The sequence below is a fragment of the Bradyrhizobium sp. 153 genome, from assembly GCF_023073835.1.
Lineage (GTDB): Bacteria > Pseudomonadota > Alphaproteobacteria > Rhizobiales > Xanthobacteraceae > Bradyrhizobium.
This window is the reverse complement of the sequence record NZ_JADPKH010000103.1, coordinates 1-25,630: the sequence shown is the minus strand read 5'-3', so window position 1 is coordinate 25,630 and position 25,630 is coordinate 1. Positions and strand designations below refer to the sequence as shown.

The 25,630-nt window shown below is 63.3% G+C and carries 26 protein-coding genes, 1 tRNA gene and 1 pseudogene; 18 read left to right on the top strand and 10 right to left on the bottom strand.

Features of this window, described 5'->3' with window-relative positions; translation table 11 throughout:
• Nucleotides 1-177 precede the first annotated feature (177 nt).
• The 5 genes from IVA91_RS26280 to IVA91_RS26260 all read left to right on the top strand — a co-directional run bounded on the left by IVA91_RS26280 (nt 178) and on the right by IVA91_RS26260 (nt 5,802).
• The gene (locus IVA91_RS26280; protein ID WP_008543309.1) at nt 178-735 is read left to right on the top strand and encodes an HNH endonuclease; all 558 of its coding nucleotides are present in this window, start codon (nt 178-180) and stop codon (nt 733-735) included.
• Between the two features lie 569 nt (nt 736-1,304).
• On the top strand, nt 1,305-2,657 hold the full coding sequence (locus tag IVA91_RS26275) for a glycosyltransferase family 87 protein (protein WP_247279711.1): 1,353 nt from the start codon (nt 1,305-1,307) through the stop codon (nt 2,655-2,657).
• Nucleotides 2,658-2,786: 129 nt separating this feature from the next.
• Complete coding sequence (locus IVA91_RS26270) at nt 2,787-3,008, top strand: dodecin (RefSeq protein WP_247279712.1); 222 nt, start codon at nt 2,787-2,789, stop codon at nt 3,006-3,008.
• Between the two features lie 180 nt (nt 3,009-3,188).
• Entirely contained in the window at nt 3,189-5,093 is a 1,905-nt protein-coding gene (locus IVA91_RS26265) for a sensor domain-containing diguanylate cyclase (protein ID WP_247279713.1), read from the top strand.
• Nucleotides 5,094-5,154: 61 nt separating this feature from the next.
• Nucleotides 5,155-5,802, top strand: a complete 648-nt coding sequence (locus tag IVA91_RS26260) for an HAD family phosphatase (protein WP_247279714.1) — start codon at nt 5,155-5,157, stop codon at nt 5,800-5,802.
• 24 nt (nt 5,803-5,826) lie between these two features.
• Here the strand turns inward: IVA91_RS26260 and IVA91_RS26255 are convergent, their stop codons facing one another.
• The 6 genes and pseudogenes from IVA91_RS26255 to IVA91_RS26230 form a co-directional block, all read right to left on the bottom strand.
• The gene (locus IVA91_RS26255; RefSeq protein WP_247279715.1) at nt 5,827-6,795 is read right to left on the bottom strand and encodes a dipeptide ABC transporter ATP-binding protein; all 969 of its coding nucleotides are present in this window, start codon (nt 6,793-6,795) and stop codon (nt 5,827-5,829) included.
• Nucleotides 6,792-7,787: an ABC transporter ATP-binding protein gene (locus tag IVA91_RS26250; RefSeq protein WP_247279716.1), complete on the bottom strand. Its 996-nt coding sequence runs from the start codon at nt 7,785-7,787 to the stop codon at nt 6,792-6,794. The genes IVA91_RS26255 and IVA91_RS26250 overlap by 4 nt, the downstream gene beginning before the upstream one ends.
• Nucleotides 7,787-8,704: an ABC transporter permease gene (locus IVA91_RS26245; RefSeq protein ID WP_247279717.1), complete on the bottom strand. Its 918-nt coding sequence runs from the start codon at nt 8,702-8,704 to the stop codon at nt 7,787-7,789. The genes IVA91_RS26250 and IVA91_RS26245 overlap by 1 nt, the downstream gene beginning before the upstream one ends.
• Nucleotides 8,670-9,629 carry an ABC transporter permease gene (locus IVA91_RS26240; protein WP_247279718.1) on the bottom strand — a complete coding sequence of 320 codons (960 nt, stop codon included), beginning with the start codon at nt 9,627-9,629 and terminating at the stop codon, nt 8,670-8,672. Before IVA91_RS26240 ends, IVA91_RS26245 begins: the two co-directional genes overlap by 35 nt.
• Nucleotides 9,630-9,655: 26 nt before the next feature.
• Nucleotides 9,656-11,446: a peptide ABC transporter substrate-binding protein gene (locus IVA91_RS26235; protein ID WP_247279719.1), complete on the bottom strand. Its 1,791-nt coding sequence runs from the start codon at nt 11,444-11,446 to the stop codon at nt 9,656-9,658.
• A gap of 257 nt (nt 11,447-11,703) precedes the next feature.
• A pseudogene (locus IVA91_RS26230) lies at nt 11,704-13,121 on the bottom strand (M20 family metallopeptidase).
• Nucleotides 13,122-13,415: 294 nt separating this feature from the next.
• Between IVA91_RS26230 and IVA91_RS26225 the strand changes: the two are divergent.
• The 3 genes from IVA91_RS26225 to IVA91_RS26215 all read left to right on the top strand — a co-directional run bounded on the left by IVA91_RS26225 (nt 13,416) and on the right by IVA91_RS26215 (nt 15,769).
• Nucleotides 13,416-14,387 carry a S1C family serine protease gene (locus tag IVA91_RS26225; protein WP_247417837.1) on the top strand — a complete coding sequence of 324 codons (972 nt, stop codon included), beginning with the start codon at nt 13,416-13,418 and terminating at the stop codon, nt 14,385-14,387.
• Between the two features lie 22 nt (nt 14,388-14,409).
• A complete protein-coding gene (locus tag IVA91_RS26220) occupies nt 14,410-15,480 on the top strand; it encodes a phospholipase (RefSeq protein WP_247279722.1) in 1,071 nt (356 codons plus the stop codon).
• An 82-nt stretch (nt 15,481-15,562) separates the two neighbouring features.
• Nucleotides 15,563-15,769 (top strand): hypothetical protein, encoded by a 207-nt coding sequence (locus IVA91_RS26215; RefSeq protein ID WP_027573305.1) that lies wholly within the window; start codon nt 15,563-15,565, stop codon nt 15,767-15,769.
• A gap of 78 nt (nt 15,770-15,847) precedes the next feature.
• Here the strand turns inward: IVA91_RS26215 and IVA91_RS26210 are convergent, their stop codons facing one another.
• Nucleotides 15,848-16,507 (bottom strand): DsbA family protein, encoded by a 660-nt coding sequence (locus tag IVA91_RS26210; protein WP_247279723.1) that lies wholly within the window; start codon nt 16,505-16,507, stop codon nt 15,848-15,850.
• 98 nt (nt 16,508-16,605) lie between these two features.
• Nucleotides 16,606-17,082: a PaaI family thioesterase gene (locus IVA91_RS26205; RefSeq protein WP_247279724.1), complete on the bottom strand. Its 477-nt coding sequence runs from the start codon at nt 17,080-17,082 to the stop codon at nt 16,606-16,608.
• Nucleotides 17,083-17,197: 115 nt separating this feature from the next.
• On the opposite strand from IVA91_RS26205, the gene IVA91_RS26200 reads away from it, so the two are divergent.
• Nucleotides 17,198-17,746, top strand: a complete 549-nt coding sequence (locus IVA91_RS26200; protein WP_247279725.1) for a TetR/AcrR family transcriptional regulator — start codon at nt 17,198-17,200, stop codon at nt 17,744-17,746.
• 47 nt (nt 17,747-17,793) lie between these two features.
• Here the strand turns inward: IVA91_RS26200 and IVA91_RS26195 are convergent, their stop codons facing one another.
• Nucleotides 17,794-18,288 (bottom strand): hypothetical protein, encoded by a 495-nt coding sequence (locus IVA91_RS26195; RefSeq protein ID WP_247279726.1) that lies wholly within the window; start codon nt 18,286-18,288, stop codon nt 17,794-17,796.
• Between the two features lie 196 nt (nt 18,289-18,484).
• Here IVA91_RS26195 and IVA91_RS26190 point away from each other — a divergent pair, with 196 nt between their 5' ends.
• Both IVA91_RS26190 and IVA91_RS26185 read left to right on the top strand, forming a co-directional pair.
• Nucleotides 18,485-18,772 (top strand): PsiF family protein, encoded by a 288-nt coding sequence (locus IVA91_RS26190; RefSeq protein WP_247279727.1) that lies wholly within the window; start codon nt 18,485-18,487, stop codon nt 18,770-18,772.
• A gap of 99 nt (nt 18,773-18,871) precedes the next feature.
• Complete coding sequence (locus tag IVA91_RS26185) at nt 18,872-19,957, top strand: AbrB family transcriptional regulator (RefSeq protein WP_247279728.1); 1,086 nt, start codon at nt 18,872-18,874, stop codon at nt 19,955-19,957.
• Nucleotides 19,958-19,959: 2 nt separating this feature from the next.
• Here IVA91_RS26185 and IVA91_RS26180 read toward each other — a convergent pair whose 3' ends face one another.
• The gene (locus IVA91_RS26180) at nt 19,960-20,499 is read right to left on the bottom strand and encodes a disulfide bond formation protein B (protein WP_247279729.1); all 540 of its coding nucleotides are present in this window, start codon (nt 20,497-20,499) and stop codon (nt 19,960-19,962) included.
• Between the two features lie 158 nt (nt 20,500-20,657).
• Here IVA91_RS26180 and IVA91_RS26175 point away from each other — a divergent pair.
• From IVA91_RS26175 to IVA91_RS26145, 7 genes are all read left to right on the top strand, one after another.
• Nucleotides 20,658-20,742 (top strand) — tRNA-Leu (locus tag IVA91_RS26175).
• A gap of 190 nt (nt 20,743-20,932) precedes the next feature.
• Complete coding sequence (locus IVA91_RS26170) at nt 20,933-21,232, top strand: hypothetical protein (RefSeq protein ID WP_247279730.1); 300 nt, start codon at nt 20,933-20,935, stop codon at nt 21,230-21,232.
• Between the two features lie 893 nt (nt 21,233-22,125).
• Nucleotides 22,126-22,359 (top strand): hypothetical protein, encoded by a 234-nt coding sequence (locus IVA91_RS26165; protein ID WP_247279731.1) that lies wholly within the window; start codon nt 22,126-22,128, stop codon nt 22,357-22,359.
• A gap of 174 nt (nt 22,360-22,533) precedes the next feature.
• Complete coding sequence (locus tag IVA91_RS26160; protein ID WP_247279732.1) at nt 22,534-22,809, top strand: glycosyltransferase family 2 protein; 276 nt, start codon at nt 22,534-22,536, stop codon at nt 22,807-22,809.
• 147 nt (nt 22,810-22,956) lie between these two features.
• Nucleotides 22,957-23,310, top strand: a complete 354-nt coding sequence (locus IVA91_RS26155) for a hypothetical protein (protein ID WP_247279733.1) — start codon at nt 22,957-22,959, stop codon at nt 23,308-23,310.
• A gap of 405 nt (nt 23,311-23,715) precedes the next feature.
• Nucleotides 23,716-23,934 carry a hypothetical protein gene (locus tag IVA91_RS26150; RefSeq protein ID WP_247279734.1) on the top strand — a complete coding sequence of 73 codons (219 nt, stop codon included), beginning with the start codon at nt 23,716-23,718 and terminating at the stop codon, nt 23,932-23,934.
• 457 nt (nt 23,935-24,391) lie between these two features.
• On the top strand, nt 24,392-25,291 hold the full coding sequence (locus IVA91_RS26145; protein ID WP_247279735.1) for a prolyl oligopeptidase family serine peptidase: 900 nt from the start codon (nt 24,392-24,394) through the stop codon (nt 25,289-25,291).
• Nucleotides 25,292-25,630 lie beyond the last annotated feature (339 nt).

Genomic DNA, 25,630 nt, shown 5'->3' with positions numbered 1-25,630 from the left:
TCCGGGCCGGCTGCATGGTCCCCGGGGATCGCGGCTTTTTGAGCGCTTTTGCCACCTCGCCGCCGCGTTGCTTGCGACTGAATAAGTCGCTCAACGGGCTTCACAATCCCGTCACGCTGCATGTAGTATGTCAGTACTTGCTGCTTCGCAGCGTACATTGGAGGCCGGGAGCGTTACTTGAACGCACATGTCTCGCAAGGCAGTTGGCCGGTGTTGGTGCTGAACGCGGACTTCCGGCCGCTGAGTTACTACCCACTGTCTTTGTGGTCGTGGCAGGACGCGATCAAGGCGGTGTTCCTCGACCGCGTCAACATCGTCGCGCATTACGACCAGGCGGTTCGAAGTCCGACGTTAGAGATGCAATTGCCGAGCGTGGTTTCGCTCAAATCCTTCGTCAAGCCGACCACCCATCCCGCCTTCACCCGTTTCAACGTCTTCCTGCGCGATCGTTTCGCCTGCCAATATTGCGGCTCGCCTGAAGACCTCACCTTCGATCACATCATCCCGCGCAGCAAAGGCGGCCAGACCACCTGGGAGAACGTGGTCGCGGCGTGCTCGCCCTGTAATCTGCGCAAGGGCAATCTCACCCCGGCGCAAGCAAAAATGTTTCCGCGCCAGAGTGCGTTCGCGCCGACCGTACACCAACTCCACCGCAACGGCCGCCTGTTTCCGCCGAACTATCTGCACGACAGCTGGCTGGACTATCTATATTGGGATACGGAGCTGGATCCGTAGAGGCGGGAGCGTGTTGACGATGGCTCTTCGGCTTTCCCCGCGGCGTTCAACTGGCGGTCCTTCTGGTTGCTTTTGGACTTGCGTGGCCCGTCACCGTCCATGAATTGGACTGTGGACTGGGATGGTCGAAGCCGATCGGCACCTTGATGTCGGAGAGCGGGGTGCAGTCGATGAATAGGCCAGGCGGTCCTCTCATCAGGACATCGCTGTCTGTGCGCCTGCTCCATGTCGATCTGATTGGCTGAAATCCAGTCGATCTCGAATGCGACACTTAATGGCGTTTCCGCACCGACCGGATGGACGCCGAGAAGGAATTTCTCGGGGCGATTTTGAAAGCACCGGAGAGGCACCCGCTGGAATCAGCCAAGATGTCCTATGCGACGGCCTTTGCGGGGCAACCGAGCGGGATCTCGGATCCACCGGCATCGGCTTCGGCCGCACCAATGCGACCTTTTGCTTGAATTCTGCGACAGTCCTTACTCTCCCTTAAACCTCTGGTGGCAATTTGGCCGGGGATCGGCGGAACCGCGTACCCGGCCGCGATCTATCAGGGTTCGAGGTCGTCGCCGATGTTTGCCGAGACGCTGGAAGCGGTTCAATCCTCACCGTCGAAGCGGACGATCTATGTCCGCTTCGTGCTTGCGACGCTCGCTGTGATGGTCCTGTTCAAGACGTTCAGGTTCGGCCGCTGGAGCGCCTGGCAAGTCCGCGAACTGTCAGATTTCGACGCCTTCTACATCGTCGCACAGCAGATCTGCTACGGTCAGCTCGATCTGGTCTACCGGTTCGAGACGCTGGTCAAGCTTCAGCAGGCATTTGCCGGTTCAACCAGCTTCATGCCCTGGACTTATCCGCCGCAGTTCGATCTTCTGGTGGCGCCATTCGCGCTGCTGCCGGCCGGCATCGCCTATCTGCTGTTCATCACGGCCACGCTGGTTGCCTACCTCCTGACGCTTCGGGCCATCGCCGGGCAGAATTTCGCGCTCGTCTTGGTCGTGCTGTTTCCTGCGCTGGCGATCACGGTCGGCTGCGGCCAGAACGGCTTCCTGACCGGCACCCTAATCGGCATCGTCTGCCTCAACGTCGAGCGGCGTCAGATCATCGCTGGTCTTGCTCTGGGGGCAATGGTGATCAAGCCGCACCTGGCCATCGCCGCCGGAGTCTACATGCTGGCGACGCGCCGCTGGGGGGCGCTCGCGACCGCCGCTGCAGTCGTGCTCGCAAGCTCGCTCGTCTGCACGCTCGTGTTCGGATGGCAGATCTGGACCGCATGGCTCGGCGCAATCCGGGAATCGGCTATCTTCCTGGAGCGCGGCTTCTATCCGCTGTTCCGCATGGTCTCGACCTACGCTGCGCTTGGCCGGGCCGGCCTTCCCTCAAGCGTTGCCTTCTGGATGCAGGCGGCTGCGGCGAGCCTCGCCCTGTTTGCGGTCGTGCTTGCGGTCTGGCTTGGAACGGCGCGCAGGGCCTCACCCAATTTCGCGTTCGGTGTCGCTGCCATGGTGTCGGTGATGATCAGCCCCTACGCCTATGATTACGACCTGCCGATCATCGGAATCGGCCTTGCGTTGATGCTTCCTGATCTTGCACAAGTGGCGAACGCCCGGGAGCGCAGTTTCCTCTACGGATTGATCCTGCTTGCCGGCGCCTATGGAATGCTGCAATCGGCCAGACTCGCAGCGCAGTTCGGCAATGAAGCGGATCTGACTGGGATGGACGACAAATTTGTACCTTCCATCGGCGGCTTCGCGATGATGGTGCTGCTGGCCCTGCTGCTGCGCCTGCTCTGGCGAGCCACTCAACCTGCGCCCATCGTGCAGCAGGCTGCAGATAGCCTGCGTCCACCGCATCGCCAGCCTGACGCCGCCGAGTGTGAGCGCTACGTCCTGTCGCGCCGCGCGGAATCCGTGGGCAGCGCTTAGCAGGAGGAGACTGCCCCCTCCACCACCGGGCGTATGCCGGCCATCGCAAGACGGAACCTGAAGCATTGGCGCTCGTTCAGATCAGAGCGCAAGCGATGCATGCCGCAGCGCAACCGAGGGAGGCTCATCATGCCCACAGCCGAACATGATCACGTCTATAAGATCCTGGAACTGGTCGGATCATCCGAGACCTCCATCGAGGATGCGATCCAGAACGCGATCGGGCGCGCCGCCAAGACCGTTCGCGAGATGAAATGGTTCGAGGTTGTGCAGACGCGCGGCCACATCGAGAACGGCACTGTCCGTCACTATCAGGTCACGCTGCGCGTCGGCTTCACGCTGGAGGGATGACGCAGCGGACGCAGGATGAGGCTGTCACGCTGCGGCGAGGTGGTTAACAACCGCCGAGCAGAGTCGGTCAAGATCTCGTCGACCCGTCCGGTTGACTACGGACGCACAAAATCATCGCAGAAGTTGCAACAGGCCGTTAAGGCCAAAGTGAGAGGTTTGCACCGATTTGGAGCAAGCCTGATGGTCACGAGCCGCGAACTCGGCAAGACGCGCCTTCCGCTTTGGGCGGCGGGCTTCGTCGCGCTGACTTGCGTGGCGATCCTCGGCTTGAGCGCCTGGCGTGAATGGGAAGCGCGCAATGCCGATCTCAGGGCAGCCGAAGTCGACGTCACCAATCTGGCGCATTCGCTGATCCAGCACGCGGACGATACATTCGAACTGGTCGACACGATCCTGGTCGGGTTGGTCCATCGGCTCGAAATCGACGGGACGGGTCCGGACACGATTGCGAAACTCCAGGCTTATCTGCCGACACGCAAATCATCGGACCGCATCCGCGGCATCTTCGTCTACGACGCGACCGGCCGCTGGCTTGCCACGACTGAACGCCTCGACTTCTCCAACCTTAACAACAGCGATCGCGGTTATTTCCGCCACCATCGCGACTCGCCTGCAACCGGCACGCTGATCGGACCGCCCGTCAAGAGCAGAGCCGGCGGCCAATGGATCATCACCGCATCCCGCCGGATCAACGATTCCGACGGCGGCTTCGCCGGCGTTGCCCTGCTCACGATCGACGTCAGCTATTTCGTCAAGTTCTACGAGCGGTTCGACATCGGTCCGAACGGCTCGGCATCGCTGCTCAACAATAGCGGCATCATGCTGGCGCGCAGTCGCGACGAGAGCGGCGCCTTCGTTGGACGCGACCTGTCCAATGCGCCCCTGTTCAGAAGCTGGAAAAGCCGCCCCGCCGCCTCGGTCTACTATTTCAAATCGCCGCTCGATGGCGTGGAGCGGCTGAGCTACTACCAGCGCAGCAGCCGCTATCCGCTGATGGTGCTGGCGAGCAAGTCGCAAGACGACGTGCTGGCGCCCTGGCGACGCGCGGCGGCCGCGCGCATGACCTTCGTCCTCGGCCTCGTTCTGCTGATCGCGGTGATCGGCTTCTACTTGGTCCGTCAGTTGGTGCAGCGGCAGCTCATGGCCCAGGCCTTGGTTGCCAAGGAAGCGAATTTCCGCCTGCTGGCCGAGCAATCCAGCGACATGGTGACCCGGATCGGGCTCGATAACCGGCTGCTCTACGTCTCTCCCTCATGCGCGCGCATCACCGGCTGGTCCGCCGAGGAACTGCTGGACACGTCGGCTTTGGCCGGCATTCACACGGACGACATGCAACGGGTCGAGCAGGCGATCATTGCGCTGAAGAATGGCGAAGCCGAGGAAGCGCGGTTCGTCTATCGCCAGCGTCATCGCGACAAGGGCGAGATCTGGGCCGAGGCGGCGCTGCACGTGACCCTTGCCTCGGACAGCGGTGCCATCGACGGCGTCGTCGCGGTGGTGCGCGACATGACCGAGCAGAAGGACCTTCAGGACAAACTCGCCTCGCTCGCAACGACCGACGGCCTTACCGGCCTCGCCAACCGACGCACATTCGACGAACGTCTCGCCGATGAGTGGGCGCGCGCCCGGCGCGACGGCACGCAGCTCTCGCTGCTGCTGGTCGATGTCGATCATTTCAAGAAGTTCAACGATCATTACGGACATCAGGCGGGCGACGCCTGCCTGCGCGCGCTCGGCAGGATCCTGTCCGCCCAGGCCAAGCGCCCGGCCGACCTCGCCGCGCGCTACGGCGGCGAGGAATTCGCCGTGCTGTTGCCGAACACCGGCCCGGATGGCTGCACCGAGATCGGCGAAGGGATTCGCCAGGCGCTGCACGGTCTCGGCATGCTGCATGCACAGAATCCACCTTCCCGGCTGGTGACTGCGAGCGTTGGCGGCGCGACGGCTCTTCCGTCCCAGACCGCGATGGACTGCAGCACGCTGGTCGCGGCCGCCGACCGCGCGCTCTACGCGGCCAAGGACAGCGGCCGTGACCGGCTGGTGATGTCGGGACAGGTCGTTCCGTGGCCGGCCAAGAGCGCGTGACGACCTCTCCTCTGGATTTGTCCGTCGGGTCCGGACGGGATATGATTTGCACCGCGGCCGGATGTTCGGCCGATCCGAGAGTGCTGCGGTGACTGGCGAGATTAAGCTCGTCCTTTTCGATATGGACAACGTCCTCTGTGACTACGAGAGGGAAAAGCGCGTCGCCTTTCTTGCGGAGCTGGCCGGGATCACGAGTGAAGCCGTCTACAAGGCGATCTGGGCATCCGGATTCGAATTTCTCGGCGACACTGGCGCGCTCGATGCCTCAGACTATCTGCGCGGGTTCGGCGAGCGCATCGGTTATTCCCTATCGCTCGACGAATGGGTCGAGGCGCGGCGCCGTTCAATGCAGGCCAAACGCGCGATGCTGGAGATTGCCGACAGCTTGCGCAAGACCGTCGACATTGCCGTCCTTACCAACAACACCACGCTGGTCGCTGACCATATCGACACCCTGCTGCCGGACTTGCGCCCGCTGTTCGGCTCTCAAATCTACACCTCGGCCCAGTTCAAGACGGCGAAGCCGGACCCGCGCTGCTACCGCCGCTGCCTGTCCGAGCTCAACGTGAGGCCGGAGATGGCCCTGTTCGTCGACGATGTCGCGGCCAATGTTGCCGGCGCGCGCGAGGCGGGTCTCTCCGCGCATCACCATACGTCGGTGCAGGCTTTCAAGCAGGCCCTTTCGGAGCACGGCCTGCTTCACGAATGACTCGCGCTCCGCTTTCCGCCGGCATCAAGCCAGATGGCACGCCACAAAGTGCCCGCCCGCCCCTTCCCTCAGCTCCGGCGCGCTTTCCGCACAGCGCGGCTGGGCGATCGGACAACGGGTGTGGAAGTGGCAGCCGGATGGCGGTTTCATCGGGCTCGGCACGTCGCCCTTGAGGCGGATGCGTTCGCGCTTGAACTTGGGATCGGGCACCGGCACCGCGGACAGGAGCGCCCTGGTGTAGGGATGCTGCGGGTTGCGGTAGAGATCACTCGCCTTCGCGAGTTCGACGATGCGGCCGAGATACATCACCGCGACGCGATCGGAGATGTGCTCGACGACAGAGAGATCGTGCGCGACGAACAAATAGGTGAGGTTCAGCTCGGCCTGGAGATCTTCCAACAGGTTGATCACTTGCGCCTGAATCGACACGTCGAGCGCGGAGACCGGCTCGTCGCAGACGATCAGCTTCGGTTCGACCGCGAGCGCCCGCGCGATCACGATGCGCTGGCGCTGGCCGCCGGAGAACTCGTGCGGGTAGCGCCGCATGTGCTCGGCCTTGAGCCCAACCTTGACCAGGAGACCCGCGACGCGCTCCTCGCGCTCTTTCGCGGACGAGGCGAGATTGTGGATGGTGAAGGCTTCGCCGAGGATCGCACCGACCGTCATGCGCGGATTGAGCGAGGCGAACGGATCCTGGAATACGAGCTGCATGTTCCGCCGCATCGCGCGCAGATCGTTGCCGCCGAGCTTACGCACGTCCTGGCCGTCGAAGGTGACCTCGCCGTCGGTCGGCTCGATCAGGCGCAGCACGCAACGCCCCGTCGTGGACTTGCCGCAGCCGGACTCGCCGACGAGGCCGAGCGTCTCGCCGCGATTCACGGAGAAAGACACGCCGTCGACCGCGTAGACGGTCCCAACTTGGCGCGACAGCAGACCGCCGAGCACGGGAAAATGTTTCTTCAGGCCGCTGACGCGCAGCAACGGTTGGCTCATGCCGCGCCTCCCAGACTGGTATCTCCCAAGTGACAGGCCACGCGATGCCCGGGCGCGATCTCGCGCAGCAGCGGCTCCTTCCCGGTGCACACGTTCATGGCGAACTTGCAGCGCGGGGCAAAGCGGCAGCCGACCGGCGGATTGATCAGGATCGGCACCGAGCCGCCGATCGCCTCCAGCCGCGTCTTGTGCTCGCTGTCGAGATCGATGCGCGGGATCGAGCGGATCAACCCTTGCGTATAGGGATGGCGGGGATCGCCGAAGAGATCGTCGACGAGCGCCTCCTCCACCACCTTGCCGGCATACATTACGACGACACGCTGCGCGGTTTCGGCGACGACACCCATCGCATGGGTGATCAGCATCACCGCCATGCCGAAGCGGTCCTTCATGTCCTGGAGCAGGTCGAGAATCTGGGCCTGGATGGTGACGTCCAGCGCGGTTGTCGGCTCGTCGGCGATGATCAGCTTCGGCTTGCAGGCGAGCGCCATCGCGATCATCACGCGCTGGCGCATGCCGCCGGAGAACTGGTGCGGATAGTTGTGCACGCGGCCTTCGGCGTTCGGGATCTGCACCAGCTTCAGCATCTCGATGGTGCGCTCGAGCGCCTGCTTCTTGGTTACCGCTTCGTGCCGCCGCAGGCTCTCGGCGATCTGCTCGCCAATGGTGAGCACCGGATTGAGCGAGGTCATCGGCTCCTGGAAGATGAAGCCGATCTCCTTGGCGCGGACCTCGTCAAGCTGATTGCTCGTCAAAGGAACGAGATCGCGACCCTCGAACATGATCTGGCCCGCCGCGATCCGGCCCGGCGGCATAGCGATCAGCTTCAGGATCGACATCGCCGTCACGGTCTTACCGCAGCCAGACTCGCCGACGACGCACAGCGTCTCGCCGCGATTGACGGAGATGTCGACGCCGTCGACGGCCTGGAGGATGCCGTCGTCGGTGGAGAAGTGGGTTTTTAGACCCTTGATTTCGAGCAGTGGCGCCATCAGATCACCCGTCGCGCATCGAGCGCGTCACGCAAGCCGTCACCGATGAAGTTGATGGCTACCACCGCGATGAAGATCGCGCCGCCCGGGAACAGCGCCCAATGCGGGCCGATGTCGAGAAAATCCTTGGCGTCGTACAGCAGCCGCCCCCAAGTCGGGGTATCCGGCGGAAAGCCGAGGCCGAGGAACGACAACGTCGATTCGGCGATGATGGCGGCAGCGACGTCGATGGTGCCGGCGATGATCACGGGGCCGAGCGCATTGGGCAGGATGTGGCGCACCACCTGCCGCACTGGACTGGCGCCGAGCGCCCGCGCGGCCTCGACGAATTCTTTCTCGCGGATCGACAGGAACTGCGCGCGCACGAGGCGCGCCACCGGCATCCAGCGGAGGCCGCCGATCACGAGCACGATCAGGATAAAGATGCCGCCCTCCGGGCCGAACGCGGCTTTCAGCCCGTCGCGGAAGAGATAAATGAGCAACAGCAGGAGCGGCAATTGCGGCAGCGACAAAAAGAGATCGGTGAGCCACATCAGCCCATGACCGAGCGCACCGCGCGACATGCCGGCGAGCGCACCGATCAGCACACCGACAAAGACCGAGACCAGCATTGCGGCGAGACCGACCGCGAGCGAGATGCGCCCGCCATAGATCATGCGGGCCAGGATGTCCTGGCCGAGATCGTCGGTGCCGAAAGGATGGGCCAGCGATGGGCCCTGCATACCCGCGACGATGTCGATGTCGTCGATCTTGACCCGCCAGACGAAGGGGCCAATCACCACCGCCAGGATCAGAACGAGAAGCAGGAACGCACTGACCACAGCGAGCTTGTGGCGACTATAGCGCCGCCACGTCTCGCGCCAGGGCGAGTAGACGCGCCGCTCAGCGGAAGGAGATGCGAGGGTCAAGCCAGCCATAAAGGATGTCCGCGATGAGATTGAACAGCACGACGAGGCACGCGAACACGAAGGTGACGGCCATCACCACCGGCGTGTCGTTGGACAGGATCGAGGAGATCAGCAGCGAGCCGATACCAGGAATGCGGAAGATCTGCTCGGTGACGATGGCGCCCCCGAACACCGCCGGCATCTGCAACGCAATGAGCGTCACGACCGGGATCATGGCGTTGCGCATCACGTGCTTGACGATAACTTTGGTTTGTCCGAGGCCCTTGGCGCGCGCCGTGGTGACATAGTCGAGCCGGATCACGTCGAGCATCGCCGAGCGCACGAAGCGCGTCATCGACGCCGCCTGGAACAGGCCGAGCACCGCCACCGGCATGATCGCCTGGCGGATCATCTCCAGCACCCAGTGGATTCCCGTGCCCTTGATGTCGGTGGTGTAGACGAAGGGCAGCCAGTCGAGCGTGACCGAGAAGATCAGGATGAACAGGATGCCCGTGAAGAAGGTCGGCAGCGAGAAGCCGACGAAGGCGAGCGTATTCGCGATCTGGTCGAATAGCGAATATGGCCTGGTCGCCGCGTACACGCCGACGGGAATCGCGATCAGGAGCGCAAGGATCTGCGCCGAGCCGATCACGTAGAGGGTCGCGGGCAGGCGCTGGAGGATCAGCGTGTCGACGTTCATCCGGCTGACGAAGGAGAAGCCCCAGTCGCCGTGCAGCATGGCGTTGAGCCAATGCAGGTAGCGAAGGTGAATCGGATCGTCGAGGCCGAACTTGGCCCGAAGTGCCGCCTGCACTTCGGGCGGCACGTTCGGATTGGTCGCCAGCTCGGAGAACGGATCGCCGGGGGCGAGCGCGAGCACGACGAACAGCACGACCGAGATTCCGAGCAGGCTCGGAATCGCGATCAGCAGGCGACGCAGGACGTATTGGCTCATAGGGAAATCCGTCTACGCCCTCGGGATCATGCCTCCCGGTACCAGTCGAACAGGTTGTCGGTCTCGTTGGCCCAACCGCTGACGATGCAGACAAGGTTGTTGGCCGCGGCTTCCACCTTGAGGCGATGCTGCACTGGGATGAATACGACCTCCTGAATCAAGAGATCATTGGCCTTGATGTACAGCGCGGCGCGCTTGATCGGGTCCATTTCGGCTTCTGCCGCTGCGATGATCGCGTCGTAGTCCTTGTTGACCCAACGCGGAAAATTGGTGCCCTGCCACTTGTTCTCCTTGGTTGACACCCTGTCCGACGTATAGCGGCGCATGTGCTGCGAAGGATCCGGCTGGCTCATGGGAATCTGGAACATCTCCAGGTCCGCATAGAACTTCGGATAAGTGTCGGGATTGCCGACGTCCGAGGAGAAGAACACGGAGGCGACAACGGATTTGAGTTCGACATCGATGCCAGCCTTCTGGCAGGCTTGCTTGACGATCGCCTGAGTCTTCTGGCGCGGTCCGTTGATCGAGGTCTGGTACAGCAGCTTCAGCTTCTTGCCGTCCTTCTCGCGGATGCCGTCCGCGCCGGGCTTCCAGCCGGCGTCATCAAGAAGTTTCGCCGCCTTCTCGACGCTGAACTCCCAAGTGTTGTTCTTGGACACGAATTTCTCGGGACCGTTGAGGAAATTAGCGGTCGTGCGGCCGGCGCGGCCGTAGATGGCCTTTTTGACCGACTCGCGATCGACCAGCATGGACAGCGCCTTGCGCACGGCCGGATCGGAGAACAGCGGGTGCTTGGTCTTCATCGAAGAGCGTTCGCCATCGATCTCGGTGTTTGGATCGGTGAAATTGAGCGCGATGAACTCGGTGTCACCCCCCACGGCGTAGACTGCTTTGCCCTTGCCGCCCTTTTCCAGGCGCAGCAGCACGTCATCTTCGACCTGGATGTTGTAACCGAAATCGTATTCGCCGGTCTGGATCACCGCGCGCGCCGCCGAAACGGCATCGCCGCCGCCCTTCATCTCAAGCGTATCAAAGTAGGGGCGGTTGGGCATGTGGTAGTCGGAATTGATCACACCGCGCACGAGATCGCCGGGCTTGAATTCCACGAACTTGTAGGGACCGGTGCCGACGGGTGACAGGTTGTTCGGCGCCTCGCGGGATTTGGCGCCCTTGTAGTCCGCAAATAGATGTTTGGGGATGATGCAATTCGGTGCACCGACGAAAGCATCGGCCCAGAAGGGGGTCGGCTTGGCGAAAAGGAGGCGTACCGTGAGATCATCGATCTTTTCGACCTTGATGTCGCGGTAGGTGCCGATGGTGACTGCTGCGGTGGCAGGATCGCTTGCATATTCCCAGTTGAACACAACGTCGTCGGCAGTGAACGGCTTGCCATCGTGCCATTTGACGCCGGGCTTGAGCTTCCAGGTCACCGATTTGCCGTCGGCGGCGAGCCCGCCGTTCTGGATCGAGGGAATTTCTGCCGCAAGAACCAGCTTCATGTTGCCGTCGGGGTCCCAGGAGGCGAGCGGCTCGTAGAACAGGCGCGAGCCGTCCTGGTCCTTGGTGCCGGTGGCGAAGTGCGGATTGAGCAGGGTCGGGCCCTGCCACCACAGCAGCTTCAGCGCACCACCGCCGCCGCGCTTCGTCGGCTTGTAAGTCGAGGCGCCCTCGGCCATGGCGACGCCGCCGAGCGCGAGGATCTGATTGGCCAGAGGAGCGGTGAGACCGACCGCGGCCATGTGCTTGATGAAGCCGCGGCGATCCATCCGCCCGTCCTTCACCTGGCCGATCATCGAACGCAGTTCTTTATCCAGCATGGTTGTCCCCCGTCTGGTTCCTATCGTGATGACGACGGCCGTCAGAGCTGCCGCCCAATTAGCTGGCAGTAGATGGCACACCGAATGGGGGGCGCGTCAACTGGGACCGTATGTATGCAAACGGTCTTCTGGCTGTCCGTTGGGCAGAACTGCCTTCCGTGAGCCCATCCATTCGGCAATCCAGCATCAAAACACGCTGGATTGCGCGCTGCACTGCGGAAAATTTGTTCGTCGGATCAGACTTAAGTATCGACGCTCTACGTCACCGACATATCGAGCGGCGGCGCGACGTGATCCGGCAACGGACAGACGTAAGGCATCTTGGCCGTCCGCTTCTGAAGATCCGCCTTGGCAGACTTGATCAGCTCCGGTTCCGTCAGCGCCTTGATACCGAGCCCGGCCATCGCCTTGGCGGCCTGCACCATCGCCTTGTGGGCATGCGGGCTCTTGCCCTGCGCCACTACCTGCCAAGTGTGGAAGGGCGTGCCGATTGCAACCGTCGGTGCGTGAACCTGCACGGTCGGGACCACCCAGCTCACGTCGCCCACGTCGGTCGAACCGACCAGCGGGTTGCGCTTGGCATCCAGCGGCACCAGGAAGTCGGCCAGCGGCCGATCGGTGGGCTCCATGCCGATCGCGTAGTAAACCGACGAAATGTCCTTGTCGCTCAGCGTCGCACGAATCTGGCTGGCAAAGCCCTTGTCCGCCTCGTCGAAATGCGGCGGTCCGAGGTCTTCCATGATACGGTGTAGCGCCTGCTCCAGCGGGGTATTCGGCAGGATGTTGGAGACCGCGGAGATGATCTTCATTTCCATCTTGGTCTCGGTCATCAGCGCCGCGCCTGCGCGATCTTGGACACGCGCTCGACCAGCTCGTTCATGCCGGGAAGATCGCGGGCACGGATCGAATAGCGCACCCGTGCATGGGCCTGCACCACGTTGGGCGCGATGCCGCCGGTGTCGAGCAAGGCGTAGTGCACGCGCGCATCGCTCGGCATGTGCTCGCGCATGTAGTTCACGCCGACGTTCATCAATTCCACCGCGTCGAGCGCAGAACGGCCGAGATGCGGCGAGGCCGCCGCATGTGAGGTGCGACCGGTGAAGATGAAATCCGCGCGCGTGTTGGCGAGCGAGGGCGTGACCGCCACTTCCCAGAAGCTGTGCGGATGCCAGGTGATGGCGATGTCGGCATCTTCGAACGCACCCGAGCGCACCATGAAGGCCTTTGCCGCGCCACCTTCCTCTGCGGGGCAGCCGTAATAGCGCACGCGGCCGGGCACTTTGTTCTCGGCGAGCCAGTCCTTCACCGCCGTCGCGGCGAGCAGCGCAGCGGAACCGAGCAGATTGTGACCGCAGCCATGGCCATGGCCACCGACCTCGATCGGACGGTGCTCGGCGACACCTGCCTCCTGGCTCAATCCCGGCAGCGCGTCATATTCACCCATGAAGGCAATGACCGGACCGCCTTCGCCCCACTCGCCCATCAGCGCAGTCGGGATGCCGGCGAGATTCTCGGTGATGCGGAAACCCTGATGACGCAGCTCGGCGAGATGCTCGGCGGCGGACCGCGCCTCGGTGTAGCACACCTCGGGCGTGCCCCAGATCTTATCGCTGAGGTCGATGAAACGCGCCTTGATCGTGTCGACGCCACGCCAGATGTCGCTGCGGTTATCCATGCTTCGATCCGTGATCCCTGGTCAAACGAAGCGGCAATGGTTAGCAGCTTCATTGCACCGCGCCTAGCACCTCGCCGGACACCAGCCATGCGACGGCTGCCGGGTCGAAGGGCCGGCTGTCACCTGCCACCTGCGCACGAACCGTCGTTATGCCTTTCGAAGATTTCACGCGGCGTTCTCTGGAATAGTTGGGAACGAGGCTTTCAAGACGGCGTCCTCCGGCCTAAATTATCCGTGCTTCGCGCCTCGTTCCGCCGGCGACGGCGGAGCGATGCTCTCAGCCAGGAGAACTCCATGCCCGCACTGACCGAATGGAGAGTGCCACCGGCCAATCAGCCGCGTGCAAGCGATTATGGTTTCGATCTCGACCGCGCGCTCGCGTCCGTCGTCGGCCTGCACGCCATCATCCCGCCAGACGCCTTCAGCGCCGAGACGCTGGGCACCGAACGCGCCGGCAACGGCGTCGTGATCGACGACGGGCTGGTGCTCACAATCGGCTACCTCATCACCGAGGCGGAATCCGTATGGCTGCACCTGGCCGACGGACGCGTGGTCGAAGGCCATGCGCTCGGCTTCGATTCCGTCACCGGCTTCGGCCTCGTGCAGGCGCTCGGCCAGCTCGACGTCGAACCCTTGCCGCTCGGCACCTCGGCGGAATCGCGGATCGGCGATCGCGTCGTGGTCGGCGGCGCCGGCGGCCGCACGCGCTCGGTTGCGAGCCAGATCGTGGCCAAGCAGGAATTCGCCGGCTATTGGGAATATCTGCTGGATGAGGCCATCTTTACCTATCCCGCACATCCGAACTGGGGCGGCACCGCGCTTCTCAACGAACGCGGTGAGTTGATCGGCATCGGCTCGCTCCAGCTCGAGCGCGAACGCGACGGCAAGGGCGAGCACGTCAACATGATCGTGCCCATCGACCTCTTGAAGCCGATCCTCGACGACCTGCGCAAGTTCGGCCGCGTCAACAAGCCGGCGCGGCCCTGGCTCGGGCTCTACTCGACCGAGATCGACAACCGCGTGGTGGTGATCGGCATCTCCGCCAACGGCCCGGCCGCGCGCGCCGAGCTCAAGACTGGCGATGTCATCCTCGCCGTGAACGGCGAGAAGGTCACGAGCCAGACCGGCTTCTATCGGAAAATGTGGGCGCTCGGCGCCGCCGGCGTCGACGTGCCGCTCACCGTGCATCATGAAGGCGTCACCTTCGACGTCACGGTGACCTCGACCGACCGCTTCAAGCTCCTGAAGGCGCCGCAGCTGCACTGACGCAAGGCTTGAGGAAGCGGCAATGACCGAGGCCGTCGTGGACGACATCGTGGCCGTGCTGCCGCCGCTGCTCAATGCGCTGGAGGCGCTCGGCTTCTTCCAGCGGCATCTGCACCCGCCAGCCTTCGCCTCGGTGATGAACGCGATCGGCTCGCCGGACGAGGCGCTGCAAGCGGCGCGGGCAGCGATCGGCGACTGGCCGGAGCAGTTCGCCGGGCTGCGCGAGCGGCTCGATCGCGCTTGCAACGAGACGCTCGCCGCCTTTGCCGGGATCCGCGAGGTCGAGCGCGGCAATGGCGACCTCGTCGCCGTGTTCCGCGCGCTGCGCCACCTGCCGCGCGCGCAAGAGGCGCTCTATCCGCTGGCGGTGCAGTTTCCTCCCGTGAGCAGCTTCTTTCTCAACGCTGCCAATCGCGGAAATGCCGAGCTGTTGTCCCGGCTCGAAGGTGGCGCTAGCGAAAATACCGGCATCTTCCATGATCACAACGAGCCGGGCAGCCGCGGCGGCTTCTCGGTCTATGTGCCCGAATATTACACGCCCGATCGGACCATGCCGCTGGTGATGGCGCTGCATGGCGGCAGCGGCAACGGGCGCGGTTTCCTGTGGAGCTGGTTGCGCGATGCGCGCAGCCTCGGCGCAATCCTGGTAGCGCCGACCGCAATCGGCCCGACCTGGGCGCTAATGGGCGATGACGCCGATACGCCGAATCTCATGCGCATCCTCGAGACCGTGCGCAGCCGCTGGAGCATAGATGCCTCGCGCATGCTGCTGACCGGCATGAGCGACGGCGGCACCTTCTGCTACGTCACCGGGCTCGACGGTGCTTCGCCCTTCACCCATCTTGCGCCGGTGTCGGCGACCTTCCATCCGCTGATGGCGGAGGTGGCGAACGCCAAGCGCCTCCAGCGCCTGCCGGTCTTCATCACCCACGGCAAGCTCGACTGGATGTTTCCGGTGCAGACCGCACGGCAGACGCAGGCGACGCTCTCTACCGCCGGCGCCGACGTGACCTATCGGGAGATCGACGACCTCAGTCACACCTATCCGCGCGAGATCAACGCGGAGCTGCTGGATTGGCTGAATAGGAGATGAACGATCCGTCCTTACCCGCGCCGCACCGCCGCGGGAACAATCGCTCCGCACCGACGTTATCGCTCGTCACCGGAGGTTCGCCATGCAGACTTTTTTCGGAATGATCCTCGGCGCGCTGCTGCTTGCGGGCGGGGTCTACGTCTATGATTCCATGCAGACGTCGTCGGTCGCCAATGGCGAGGTCGCGATCACCAATCGCACCATCGTGAACTGGGATGTCGCCAAGGCCGATTGGGACGCGCTGCGGGACCGCGCGCACAAGGACTGGGTCCGGATCTCGTCGAAGTAGCGACGCGGTATCATGAACAAGGCGCCGTCGCGAACTCCGCGGCGGCGCCTTTGTGTTAGGTGATGACTATCGCCTGGCTCAGTTCATCTTGGCCTTGCGTGCGTCGGCAATAACCTGCTCGAACTCGTTCATGCTCAGCACGCCGGGTACGCGGTATTTGCCGACGATGAAGGACGGCGTGCCTCGGAAGCCGAAGGCTTCGGCCTGCTCGTTGTTGCGCTTGAGGATGGCGTCGATGTCCTTGGCGTGGCCGGCGAGATCGCGCTTCAGCCGGTCCATGTCGACGCCTGCGCCAGCAAGAATCTCGTTGATGCGCGGCTCGGTCAGGCGCGAGCTGACGCCCATCATGGCGTCGTGGGCCTGATGGTATTTGTCCTGGAATTTCGCCGCCAGCGCGGTCCGCGCCGCCGTGACCGAGACCGGCCCGAGGATCGGCCAATCCTTCATCACCAGCCTCACCTTGCCGTCGTCCTGGACGACCTGGCGCAGCTCAGGCTCGAGCTTGCGGCAATAGGGACAATTGTAATCGGACCATTCGACGATGGTGATGTTGCCGTCGGGATTGCCGGCAACCGGCGTCTCGGGATCACGCAACACCTTGGATTCGGTCAGCACCTCGTCGCCATCGGCGGCGGCGCGGGCGAAAGTGATCCCACCAGCCGCCAAGACGCCTGCCCCGATCAACGTCAACGCCGCGCGCCGCGTCGTCACTAGGCCCTTATTGCCAGATCCAGCCATATCTCGTCCCGTTTCGGTCCCATCGCTGCAAATACGATTCGGGACCGAGAAGTGTTACCGCTCATATAGAGCGTCGCGGGCGCGATGTCATCGCCATGCTATGAGCGGATTGCGGCCGGCGCCGGCGAAGCCGCACCGCGCGGCAGCATCGCCATCAGCGTGCCGGTCATGGACGCGATCAGCGTCGCCTTGCCCTCATGCTCGGCAAAAGCCCTGGCTTCGCAGAAGGTCAGCGTGCGACCGGGTTTGACCACCGCGGCCTTGAAGACAAAGCGCGCGCCGCGAGCAGGTGCGAGCAGCGTGGTCTTGAACTCGACGGTGAGGATGTCCGCTTCACGCGGCATCAGGGTGAAGGCGGCGACTCCGCAGGCATTGTCGAGGCCTGCCGTAATGATACCGGCATGGACAAATCCGTTCTGCTGCGTGAAGGCAGCCGAATGCGGCATCGCCAGCTCCACCTCGCCCGGGGCGAGATGGATGATCGAAATACCGAGCGTGTGCATTGCCGGCTGGGCCGCGAACATCGCCGTGGCCGCAGCGCGGTAATCCGGGTTTTTTGGCTCGAATGCCATCATCGTTCACGCCTTCCGCCCTATTCTTTTTCTACCGCCTTTGTTGATACGGTAGCGTATCAGAGCTGCGTCGCGCTAGCAATACGGCACCGTATCAAGAACCGGCGAGGCTTCCTTCATGAGCGACGGCAAGGGCGATGTCTGGGTCGAGGCAGGGTTTACCGAACTCGCCCGCTCGGGCGTCGAGGGCGTGCGGGTGGAGGTGCTCGCCAAGAACCTCGGCGTCACCAAGGGCGGCTTCTACCGCCGCTTCGCCGACCGGCCCGCACTGCTCAAAGCAATTCTGGAACGCTGGCGCGAGGGACGCGCTGCGGCGATCGCGCAGCAGACGAGTCTCGACGGACAAGAGCCCCGCGAGCGGCTGAAAGCGTTGATCCAGCTCTATTCCGAGCGGGTCAATCCGGAGGGCATGGCGATCGAGCTCGCGATCCGGCAATGGGCCCGTTCGGATGAGGGCGCGGCGGCGGCGGTGGCGAGCGTGGATGCCGCGCGGCTCAAGCACGTCGCAGAGCTCTATCGCGCGACCGGCCTTGCCGCCGAGGAGGCCGAGGCGCAGGCCTTCCTGTTCTACTGCTTCATCTTCGGGCAAAGCCTCTTGTTCGTCGAGCGCGGGCCGCGCAAGCGGTCGCAGCTTGTGGCCAAATCGGCCGAGAAGCTGCTCGACTAAGCGAAATGGCCGGAGCTTTGCCCCGGCCATCGCATTGCTTTCGAAGCTCAGGCGGCTGCGCCCTTCAGCTTCTTGGTGCATTCGCTGTAATAGCCGCCGCCCTTCTGGATCCATTTCAAGCCGCCATTGCCGTTGGTGGCCTTGTTGGCATTGTACTGGTCGACGCAGGTGTGGAGCCGCGCCTTGCCGGGCGTCTCCTTGGCGTATTTCGGATCGACCGCGTTCGGATAGATCGCAGGTCCAGCCGGCAGCGTCGGCGCAGCGGCGGGCGCGGCTTCCTTCTTCGCCTGCTTCGGTTCGGCAGGAGCGGCGGGCGCAGCCGGAGCAGCCGCGGTGGGCGCAGCGGCGGGGGTTGCGTCTGCACCGCATTGGGCCTTGCGGAAGTCATTCCACTTCATGGTGCCGAGCGAGCCGTCCTTCTTGGCCGCCTGATATTTTGCGCTGCACTCCTGCGCGGTCAGTGCCTGCGCCGGCGCGCTCGCCACCAATGCCGCGACACACGCCGCTGCAATCGCACACAACAATTTTGCCTGAATGGTCATCCCTGGGTCTCCTCCTTGGTCTTCCCGACGAAAGTGAAACGAGGATTGCTATCCTAGCGTGTCGGTGGCTTGCGACAAGGATGCGATGGGTTGCGCCGGCAAAATTTAGTGGTGCCGCCGTTCGACTCATTCATGTCGCGTTCAGCAACGCGGGCCGACGTTCCCAGCCCCTCGCAATTCAAGAAGAGTGCAACACATGACCGTCACCTCCCGCCTTGCCGCCCTCGCTCTCGTCTCCTTGCTCGCCACCGGCACTGCCTTCGCCCAGACCGCCGCGCCGGCCGCCAAGACCGATACAAAGACCGACACTGCTGCAACCGCCGACAAGAAGGCGCCGAAGGAGCGCTCGGCCGAATCGCTTGAATGCTCCAAGCAGGCGGACGCCAAGGGACTGAAGGGCAAGGAGCGCAAGAAATTTCGCCGCGAATGCATGAAGGAAGCGAAGGCCGGCACTGCCGCCCCCGCCACCGCCGACAAGAAGTAAGCCCATCACGATCCTCCGCCAGCATCAGTGAGAGACATGCGCATTGCGGCATGACGAGCCTGCAATTGTGCGCCTCTCGCTGATTTGCGATAAGGTGGCGTGAAGCAAATCGTCGCCTCCCTGCCGTTCGAATGGCCGAGCCGTGCCAACGTCTTGAGCACGATAGAGACGCTTGTCGTCGGCACCGCCGGCGGCCTCGTATTTCTCGTCGCCGGCCTTCCCGGCGGGCTGATCTCGGGCTCGATGATCGCGGTCGGGATCGCGGCAATTGCCGGTCGTCAGCTGATGCTGCCGCCCATCCTGACCCAGACCGTGCTGGTGCTGCTCGGCATCTCGCTGGGCTCGGTGGTCTCGCGCCATCTGATCCAGCAGGTCAGCGCCTATCCCGTCACCATCGGCCTGCTTGCGCTCGCGACGTTCTGCTCGACCTTCGGCTCGAGCTATTACCTCCAGCGCGTCCATGGCTGGGACCGCACCTCGGCTTTCCTCGCCGGCAGCCCCGGCGCGCTGTCGCAGATCACGATCCTGGCGGTCGAGCGCGGCGCCGACCTGCCGGGCATCGCGGTGGTGCAGACCATGCGGGTCATCATCCTCACCGCGGCGCTGCCGATGGTGCTGGCGATCGCGGGCGTGGCGCCCTCGGCCGCACCGTCGCTGACGGCGACGATCGCCTCGCCGCTCGACCTGGTGGCGCTGGCCGCAGCCTCGCTGGCGCTGGCTCTGTTTCTGCGGCTGATCAAATTTCCGGCGAGCTGGATGTTCGGCGCGATGATCGCCTCCGGCGTGTTGCATGGCGCCGGCTGGGTCGAGGGCGGCCTGCCGGACTGGGTGCGCGGCGTGGCGCTGGTCGGCATCGGCGCCCTGATCGGCAGCCGCTTTGCGCGGATGCGGATCAAGACTTTGGCCGGCCATATCAACGCCGCGCTGGGCTCGTTCGCGGTCGCAATTGCCGTTTCCGCCATCTTCGTCGGCATCGTCGCGCTCACCACGCAGGTGAAATTCTCCGATGTCGTCGTTGCTTTCGCTCCGGGCGCGATGGACGCGATGCTGGCGCTGGCCCTGACACTGCACATCGACCCGATCTTCGTCGGCGCCCATCACCTGTCGCGCTTCGTCTTCGTGACGATCGCGACACCCGGCATCGTGCACTTGTTCGGGCGCACGCAGGATGACGTGGATGATTGAGCTCAGCGCTTCGCCGTCCGCACAAATCCCCATGCGGCGATCGCGGCCATCAGCAGCGAGATCAGCACGTTGTAGCCGGCGAGCGAGAGGCCGAGGAAGCGCCACTGCACCTCGTCGCAGCGCACCACCTTCACGGTGTCGAGCCGCGAGAAAAGGTCGCCGGCGTTACCGAGATTGACGACGGGACCGGAGCAATCGGTCGGCCCCTTCCAAAATCCCCATTCGACGCCGGAGTGATAGGCGCCGAGACCGGCATTGGCGAGCGTCGCCAGCACCAGAATCGCTAGCGCAACGAGCAGCAGCGGCCGCGGCGCGCCGCTTCTGGCCCCGAGCGCCGTGAGGGCACCGAGCGGGATCGCGAGGTAATAAGCGTAGCGCTGCTCCAGGCAGAGCGGACAGGGCAGGATCTCCAGCACGAGCTGGAAGAACCAGGCGCCCGCGATCGTGGCCGCGGCGATCAATGTGACGAGCAGCGAGGCGGTCAGCGCGGGACCGGCGCTGGCCGACTTGAACGCTGGTATTGCGGCACTCTGGATCGTCACGGCAGCCTCTCTCCGATGGGTCGCGCTCCAAGCCTCTAACTCCGGCTTATGTGGCTGTCGAGAACGGCGGGGATCACTTTGGCGCGGGTTGACCCCGTCCTGTCCATGGCTATAGTCCGCCGGCTTCGCGACGCCCTCATCCGAGCGGCCGACCGAGGGCCCCTGTGGCGGAACTGGTAGACGCGCTCGACTCAAAATCGAGTTCCGCAAGGAGTGCTGGTTCGATTCCGGCCAGGGGCACCAGCCTTCGCTGCTTCGCACCTACGGCTAGGCGAGCGAGGCGCCGGTCTATCCACGCGAAGCAGCGAAGGCTGTCCCGCCGAAGCCTTGGCGAAGGCGGATTGGCGCAACGAACCTCTGCTTCCCCCGCTAGCCATCGTCCCCTCCCCACTGTATAAGCCGGTAGCTTCTTCTGTAACTCGAAGGAGCTCACATGAACGATCTGCACGCGTGGCTTTCCCAGCAGCACCACGGTTTGCGGACCTTCCAAATCTTCCAGCAGAAGCTCGAGACACTCGGCCGGGACGATCCCGCCCAGCGCGGCCTGTGTCGTCTGCTCAGCGGTGTCGTCGGCAGCTATGTCGAGGCCTTCGAGGCCCCGCTGCCGGTCGAAATTGCCGACACCGCTTATCGTCGCCTGCTGACGCTGGTCGGCAGCCTCGATCTCCACGGAGATGGCGCAAGGCGGCTCGCCGACATCAACCGCGTCGCGGCCTGCGAATTGTGGCGGTGATCGGCAGGCGAACCGTGCACGCTTCAATTGTCAAGCAGCGCAAGACGCGCCTGTACAGCCTCGCGACGCATAACGCCCGAGTCTTGAGCTTCTCTTGACGCCCCGTCCTTGGAAAGGGCGCAGGGAAGACCGAGTGCCAGCTGGCACCCGCGGTCCGCTGTGCGCAATTGCGCGAAGACAAATGCACAGCGGCATACAGGGCAGCCTGGACATCCCGGCCTTCCCTGCGCAGTGGTTTAACGGCTTATGGCGCGCTCTCCCCGGGGAGCGATGCACTATTGCCCCCGTCGCCTTGCGAGATAGCTGATGCGCTCGCCCGGTCGGGCCGCAACATCACCGCAAGCCTTGACGCACAGACCCCGGGCGCCAGGACCACACGCTTTTGCCGTACGCGGACTGCACCTGTCGTGCGCGCGCTGCTCAACCGCTCACGGGCCAAACCCGCCCTGCGATTGCCTGCGCGCCGATGCGCTCCACGCCCACCGCCACCCGGCCCGCGTATCGTGACGATCGCGAAACGCCCCTTATCCATGGGCCGGGACGGCAGATCACATACGGCATTTCCGAATTTCTGTTAATCGGAATCTCAGCGACCGAGCTCCCGGTTTCACCGCACCCGAGCGCGGCGGCGATCGCATGTCCTTCGCGGCGGCCGCAACGCGCGCCTTGTCTTCCGTGACGATGCTTCTAATGGTGTACTCGGGATAAGGCACCTACGCCTTGAAGTCGCTGCCGCGCCCTCCGTCCTGGTCCTGAGCGCCCGCCCCGGGGCGGGCGGGTCGAAGCATGGGCGGCTGGAAAGCCACTCCTCAATCGCCCTGCATGGCGTTCGACTTCGCTCCGCCACTACCTATATCGTGCGGCAACGGTTGCTGAAGCAGTGAGCAGCTTCGATGGCAAAGAGACGCATGACGGAAGCGGACACCGACGACCTTCCCCGCTACTTCGTCTGGGTCCGAGGCCTGGAAGGCCCCGAGCCGCAGAAATGGATGACGATGGAGTTCGGCGTCGGCGAATGGAAGCGGCCGCTCGTTCTGGCTTATCTGGAACTGCCGGAAGACGGGCGGCATCTATCCTTGTCGGTGCTGGCCCGGCGCTATCCGCCGCCGCGGGCTGATCTTTCGTAGCCGGGCTACGGTGTGTCCTCGTCGGCTCCGCAAGGCAAAGCGAAAGCCACCCCCGCTTGAGCGTGATCGGCGGCGTATAACCCGAAGCGGCCGGCCAGGAACCCATTCCATCGTATTTTCTTGAACAGACATATCTCGACGCTCTTTGTGACAGTCGGTGGAATCCGACGAGAAATGAGCTCCGTAGACGTCGTTGTTCCCTGCTTCCGGTACGAGCACTTCCTGCGAGAGTGCGTCCAGAGCGTTTTGGCGCAATCGGGCCCCCGCTTGCGCCTGCTGATTATAGATGATGCGTCGCCAGACGATACAGCGGAAGTTGCCGCGGAGTTAGTACGCTCCGACGCTCGCGTCGACTACCGCAGGCACGTCTCGAATCGAGTGCTCATTGCTACTGCCAATGAAGGCATCGCCTGGCAAGAGCCGACTACATGCTTCTGCTGTCTGCGATGATTACTTGTTGCCCGGCGCCCTTTCGAGAGCGGTCGATCTAATGGACGAGCATCCTTCTGTCGCGTTCACCTTCGGAGGCGCGATTGTTCTTGATCGGTGGGGGAAGCGTACTCGCCACAGACCAGGCGTGGATCGACAACCCGCGTTTTGTCCGGATTTGATTTCATTGCACTTAGCGGCGCGAAAAACATTGTGCTGTCACCAACTGTAGTGGTCCGCACCAGCCTGCAGAAGAGATTGGGGGGCTATTTGGCCGACTTACCCTATGCCTCTGATATGGAAATGTGGTTACGGCTCGCCGCACACGGCGTCGTCGGGGTCATTGCCGCGGACCAAGCCGTCTATCGTGCGCACGCGGGCAATATGTCAAGTGAGCCTTCGCGGGAGCAAGATCTGCTGCAACGCAAGGCCGCGATTGAACATTTCCTGAATAGTAGCGCCGCCAGGCTCACAAACGCTGATCATCTTCGCGACCGGTTGGCACCACCTATTGGCGCTTGATGCCGTCGGCTGCGCTAGCGCTGCCTTCAACGAAGGAGCGATGAAAAGCTCAGCAGGCCTTTCAAAACTTGCAGTGAGTTTTGATCCGAGCGTTCAACGAACGCGTCGTTGGTGGTTGCTCGCCTGCAAGCGGGTTCTCGGGTTGCGAGGATGGCAGCTGAGAGGCTGCCAAAGCGACTGGAGGCGTTACCCCCTTCTGGCCCATTAAACATGTGGCGCGCCATCTGAGGAAGGTCCGCTCGTCGGGACATAGCGGGCTAGATTTGCTCATCTGAGTTCCCCGCCACCGAAAGGCGGCGCTTCGCCATTGAGAGAGCGGACGAGGGGTGCGCTTTATCTTGGAACGAAATTTAATTGATTTAATTGGGTTAATGTGATTTAATTCCGCTATTGGGAGACAACGCCATGCCAGACCAGGACGATGACCGACGCGAATTCCTAAAGACGTGCGGAAAGTTCGCCGCCGTGACGCCTCCGGCCATGACGCTCCTGCTGTCGACGTCCCTCACGTCGGATGCCATTGCAAGGTCTGGCGCCGGACCGGCCGGCCCTCGTGGCAACAATGGCTATGGCAACGACGGCGGTGACGGCACCCCCAACGGCAAGGACGATAGCAATCGTTGAGCCGGCGCACAGTCGCCGGAAGGAGACACAATGCAGTCCAGGCGCCGCGACGTTGATTGGCACTTCGCCTCTTTCATCGTTTCGCTAATCTGGCTTGCGATCGTTGCTGCCGGGCTTCTCGCTGTGCTTTTCCGAGGGCACTCCTGAATTCCGGACCTCCGCAGCCTGAACGATCTTGCAGCGGCGAGTTTAGCTGTTGTGTACGGTTCGATACTTTCCTCATGCCGCGCTGAGGCGGCGGAGGAGTCGCCGTGTAAAACGCTGATCCTGGTTGTCGGGTCGAACCCGCCCTCCAAGAAGTAGTGAATGAAGCGCTTACCGGTGCTGGAATCGCCGCTGCAATCATCTGACTGGCCCACTTGAAACATGCCGACGCACGGTAACGATGTCTGTTTGTAGGGGTAGTGCGGAAGGCGGCGGCGCCCAGCCAAACCGACGCGAATGACCCAATGCGGACATGCGCGCCGCGAACGAACGATACGAGCGCTCAATGGCCGCTGTTTTGTCGTTCTCATCTGCACATGCTGAGATGGTCAAGATACCTTGGCATACCTCAGCGCAATCCTCTCCTTGGATTCCCGGCAACGACTACATCGACGGCTGGTCGAAGAACTTTATGGACGGCACCGTCGAGGAGAAGCGCAAGGTGAGGGCGGAGGGCGAACTGCAGGCCGACATGATGCGGCCGCAAGGCGCGAAGGGTCTGATCCCGTTCGTGATCATGCTGCACGGCTGCGACGGCTTCGGCCGGGTCGAGAAGAAACGGGGACGCGACTACGGCGGTAGATTGGTCGGGGCGGGCTACGGTGTTCTGCTGCTTGACAGCTTCGGCAGCCGGGACTTGGGACCTGACGGCGTCTGCTCGGATCCCAGCCAGCTGACTTGGGCGCGGCGCCGAGCCGACGATGCGTATGCGGCTCTGGACTGGCTCATCGAGCAAAAGATCGCCGATCCCAAACAGGTTTACGTCCTCGGCCGGAGCAACGGTGCGACCACGTCTTTGATTATCATGAACCGCGCGATCGGCGACCTCCACGAGCACATGTTCGCGGGCGGCTTCGCAATGCAGCCGTCCTGTTATTTGATGAAGAGCGTCGACTTCTACGCTCCAGTTCACCTCTTCCTGGCAGAGAAGGACGAGGCCACCAGTCCCGTCCTCTGCGGCCAGATGGCCGAGAGCAAGCGTTCGATCCCCGTGAAGTCGGTGCTGTGGAACGGGGCGAACCACAGCTTCGAAGACCACGAGCCGATCCACGTATTCCATGGCTACCATGTCGGATACAATGCCGCAGCTGCGGAAGGTACCATTAAGGCCATCATTATTGCGTTGAACGAGGCCAAGAAGGCGCAGAACTGATCACATAGAGCTGCACAGCCTGATTGGATTGAGATAAGGGCCGATGCAGGGATGTCCGACGGAAACGACTTCCGCGCGTGGCCCTAGGCTGCCTAACTCGAAATCCGCCCGGGAGTCGGCTGTCTGGTGTAGACCGGAAGCCGCTCGGAGGCGGCGTTCACCGCCGACTTTGACCCGTAGCGGCCCCGAAGAACAGTACCTGATTGTCCTCCACGCCACGGCATCACTCCCCCTGGGACCACCGCGAAATTCATCGCCGACAAGCACCCCACCAAGGTCGCAGCATTTGCCTCATTCGTCATTTGACTTGCGCGATGTAAGGGGCTCATCTTGAAGTTG

What these genes read in the sequence shown, in the direction of transcription:
- IVA91_RS26160 (WP_247279732.1), top strand. Translation starts at nt 22,534, where the DNA reads ATGAGCTCCGTAGACGTCGTTGTTCCCTGCTTCCGGTACGAGCACTTC.
- IVA91_RS26240 (WP_247279718.1), bottom strand. Translation starts at nt 9,629, where the DNA reads ATGAGCCAATACGTCCTGCGTCGCCTGCTGATCGCGATTCCGAGCCTG.
- IVA91_RS26215 (WP_027573305.1), top strand. Translation starts at nt 15,563, where the DNA reads ATGCAGACTTTTTTCGGAATGATCCTCGGCGCGCTGCTGCTTGCGGGC.
- IVA91_RS26275 (WP_247279711.1), top strand. Translation starts at nt 1,305, where the DNA reads ATGTTTGCCGAGACGCTGGAAGCGGTTCAATCCTCACCGTCGAAGCGG.
- IVA91_RS26190 (WP_247279727.1), top strand. Translation starts at nt 18,485, where the DNA reads ATGACCGTCACCTCCCGCCTTGCCGCCCTCGCTCTCGTCTCCTTGCTC.
- IVA91_RS26235 (WP_247279719.1), bottom strand. Translation starts at nt 11,446, where the DNA reads ATGCTGGATAAAGAACTGCGTTCGATGATCGGCCAGGTGAAGGACGGG.
- IVA91_RS26170 (WP_247279730.1), top strand. Translation starts at nt 20,933, where the DNA reads ATGAACGATCTGCACGCGTGGCTTTCCCAGCAGCACCACGGTTTGCGG.
- IVA91_RS26210 (WP_247279723.1), bottom strand. Translation starts at nt 16,507, where the DNA reads ATGGCTGGATCTGGCAATAAGGGCCTAGTGACGACGCGGCGCGCGGCG.
- IVA91_RS26270 (WP_247279712.1), top strand. Translation starts at nt 2,787, where the DNA reads ATGCCCACAGCCGAACATGATCACGTCTATAAGATCCTGGAACTGGTC.
- IVA91_RS26225 (WP_247417837.1), top strand. Translation starts at nt 13,416, where the DNA reads ATGCCCGCACTGACCGAATGGAGAGTGCCACCGGCCAATCAGCCGCGT.
- IVA91_RS26195 (WP_247279726.1), bottom strand. Translation starts at nt 18,288, where the DNA reads ATGACCATTCAGGCAAAATTGTTGTGTGCGATTGCAGCGGCGTGTGTC.
- IVA91_RS26255 (WP_247279715.1), bottom strand. Translation starts at nt 6,795, where the DNA reads ATGAGCCAACCGTTGCTGCGCGTCAGCGGCCTGAAGAAACATTTTCCC.
- IVA91_RS26145 (WP_247279735.1), top strand. Translation starts at nt 24,392, where the DNA reads ATGCGCGCCGCGAACGAACGATACGAGCGCTCAATGGCCGCTGTTTTG.
- IVA91_RS26245 (WP_247279717.1), bottom strand. Translation starts at nt 8,704, where the DNA reads ATGGCTGGCTTGACCCTCGCATCTCCTTCCGCTGAGCGGCGCGTCTAC.
- IVA91_RS26250 (WP_247279716.1), bottom strand. Translation starts at nt 7,787, where the DNA reads ATGGCGCCACTGCTCGAAATCAAGGGTCTAAAAACCCACTTCTCCACC.
- IVA91_RS26200 (WP_247279725.1), top strand. Translation starts at nt 17,198, where the DNA reads ATGAGCGACGGCAAGGGCGATGTCTGGGTCGAGGCAGGGTTTACCGAA.
- IVA91_RS26205 (WP_247279724.1), bottom strand. Translation starts at nt 17,082, where the DNA reads ATGATGGCATTCGAGCCAAAAAACCCGGATTACCGCGCTGCGGCCACG.
- IVA91_RS26265 (WP_247279713.1), top strand. Translation starts at nt 3,189, where the DNA reads ATGGTCACGAGCCGCGAACTCGGCAAGACGCGCCTTCCGCTTTGGGCG.
- IVA91_RS26165 (WP_247279731.1), top strand. Translation starts at nt 22,126, where the DNA reads ATGGCAAAGAGACGCATGACGGAAGCGGACACCGACGACCTTCCCCGC.
- IVA91_RS26150 (WP_247279734.1), top strand. Translation starts at nt 23,716, where the DNA reads ATGCCAGACCAGGACGATGACCGACGCGAATTCCTAAAGACGTGCGGA.
- IVA91_RS26260 (WP_247279714.1), top strand. Translation starts at nt 5,155, where the DNA reads ATGTTCGGCCGATCCGAGAGTGCTGCGGTGACTGGCGAGATTAAGCTC.
- IVA91_RS26220 (WP_247279722.1), top strand. Translation starts at nt 14,410, where the DNA reads ATGACCGAGGCCGTCGTGGACGACATCGTGGCCGTGCTGCCGCCGCTG.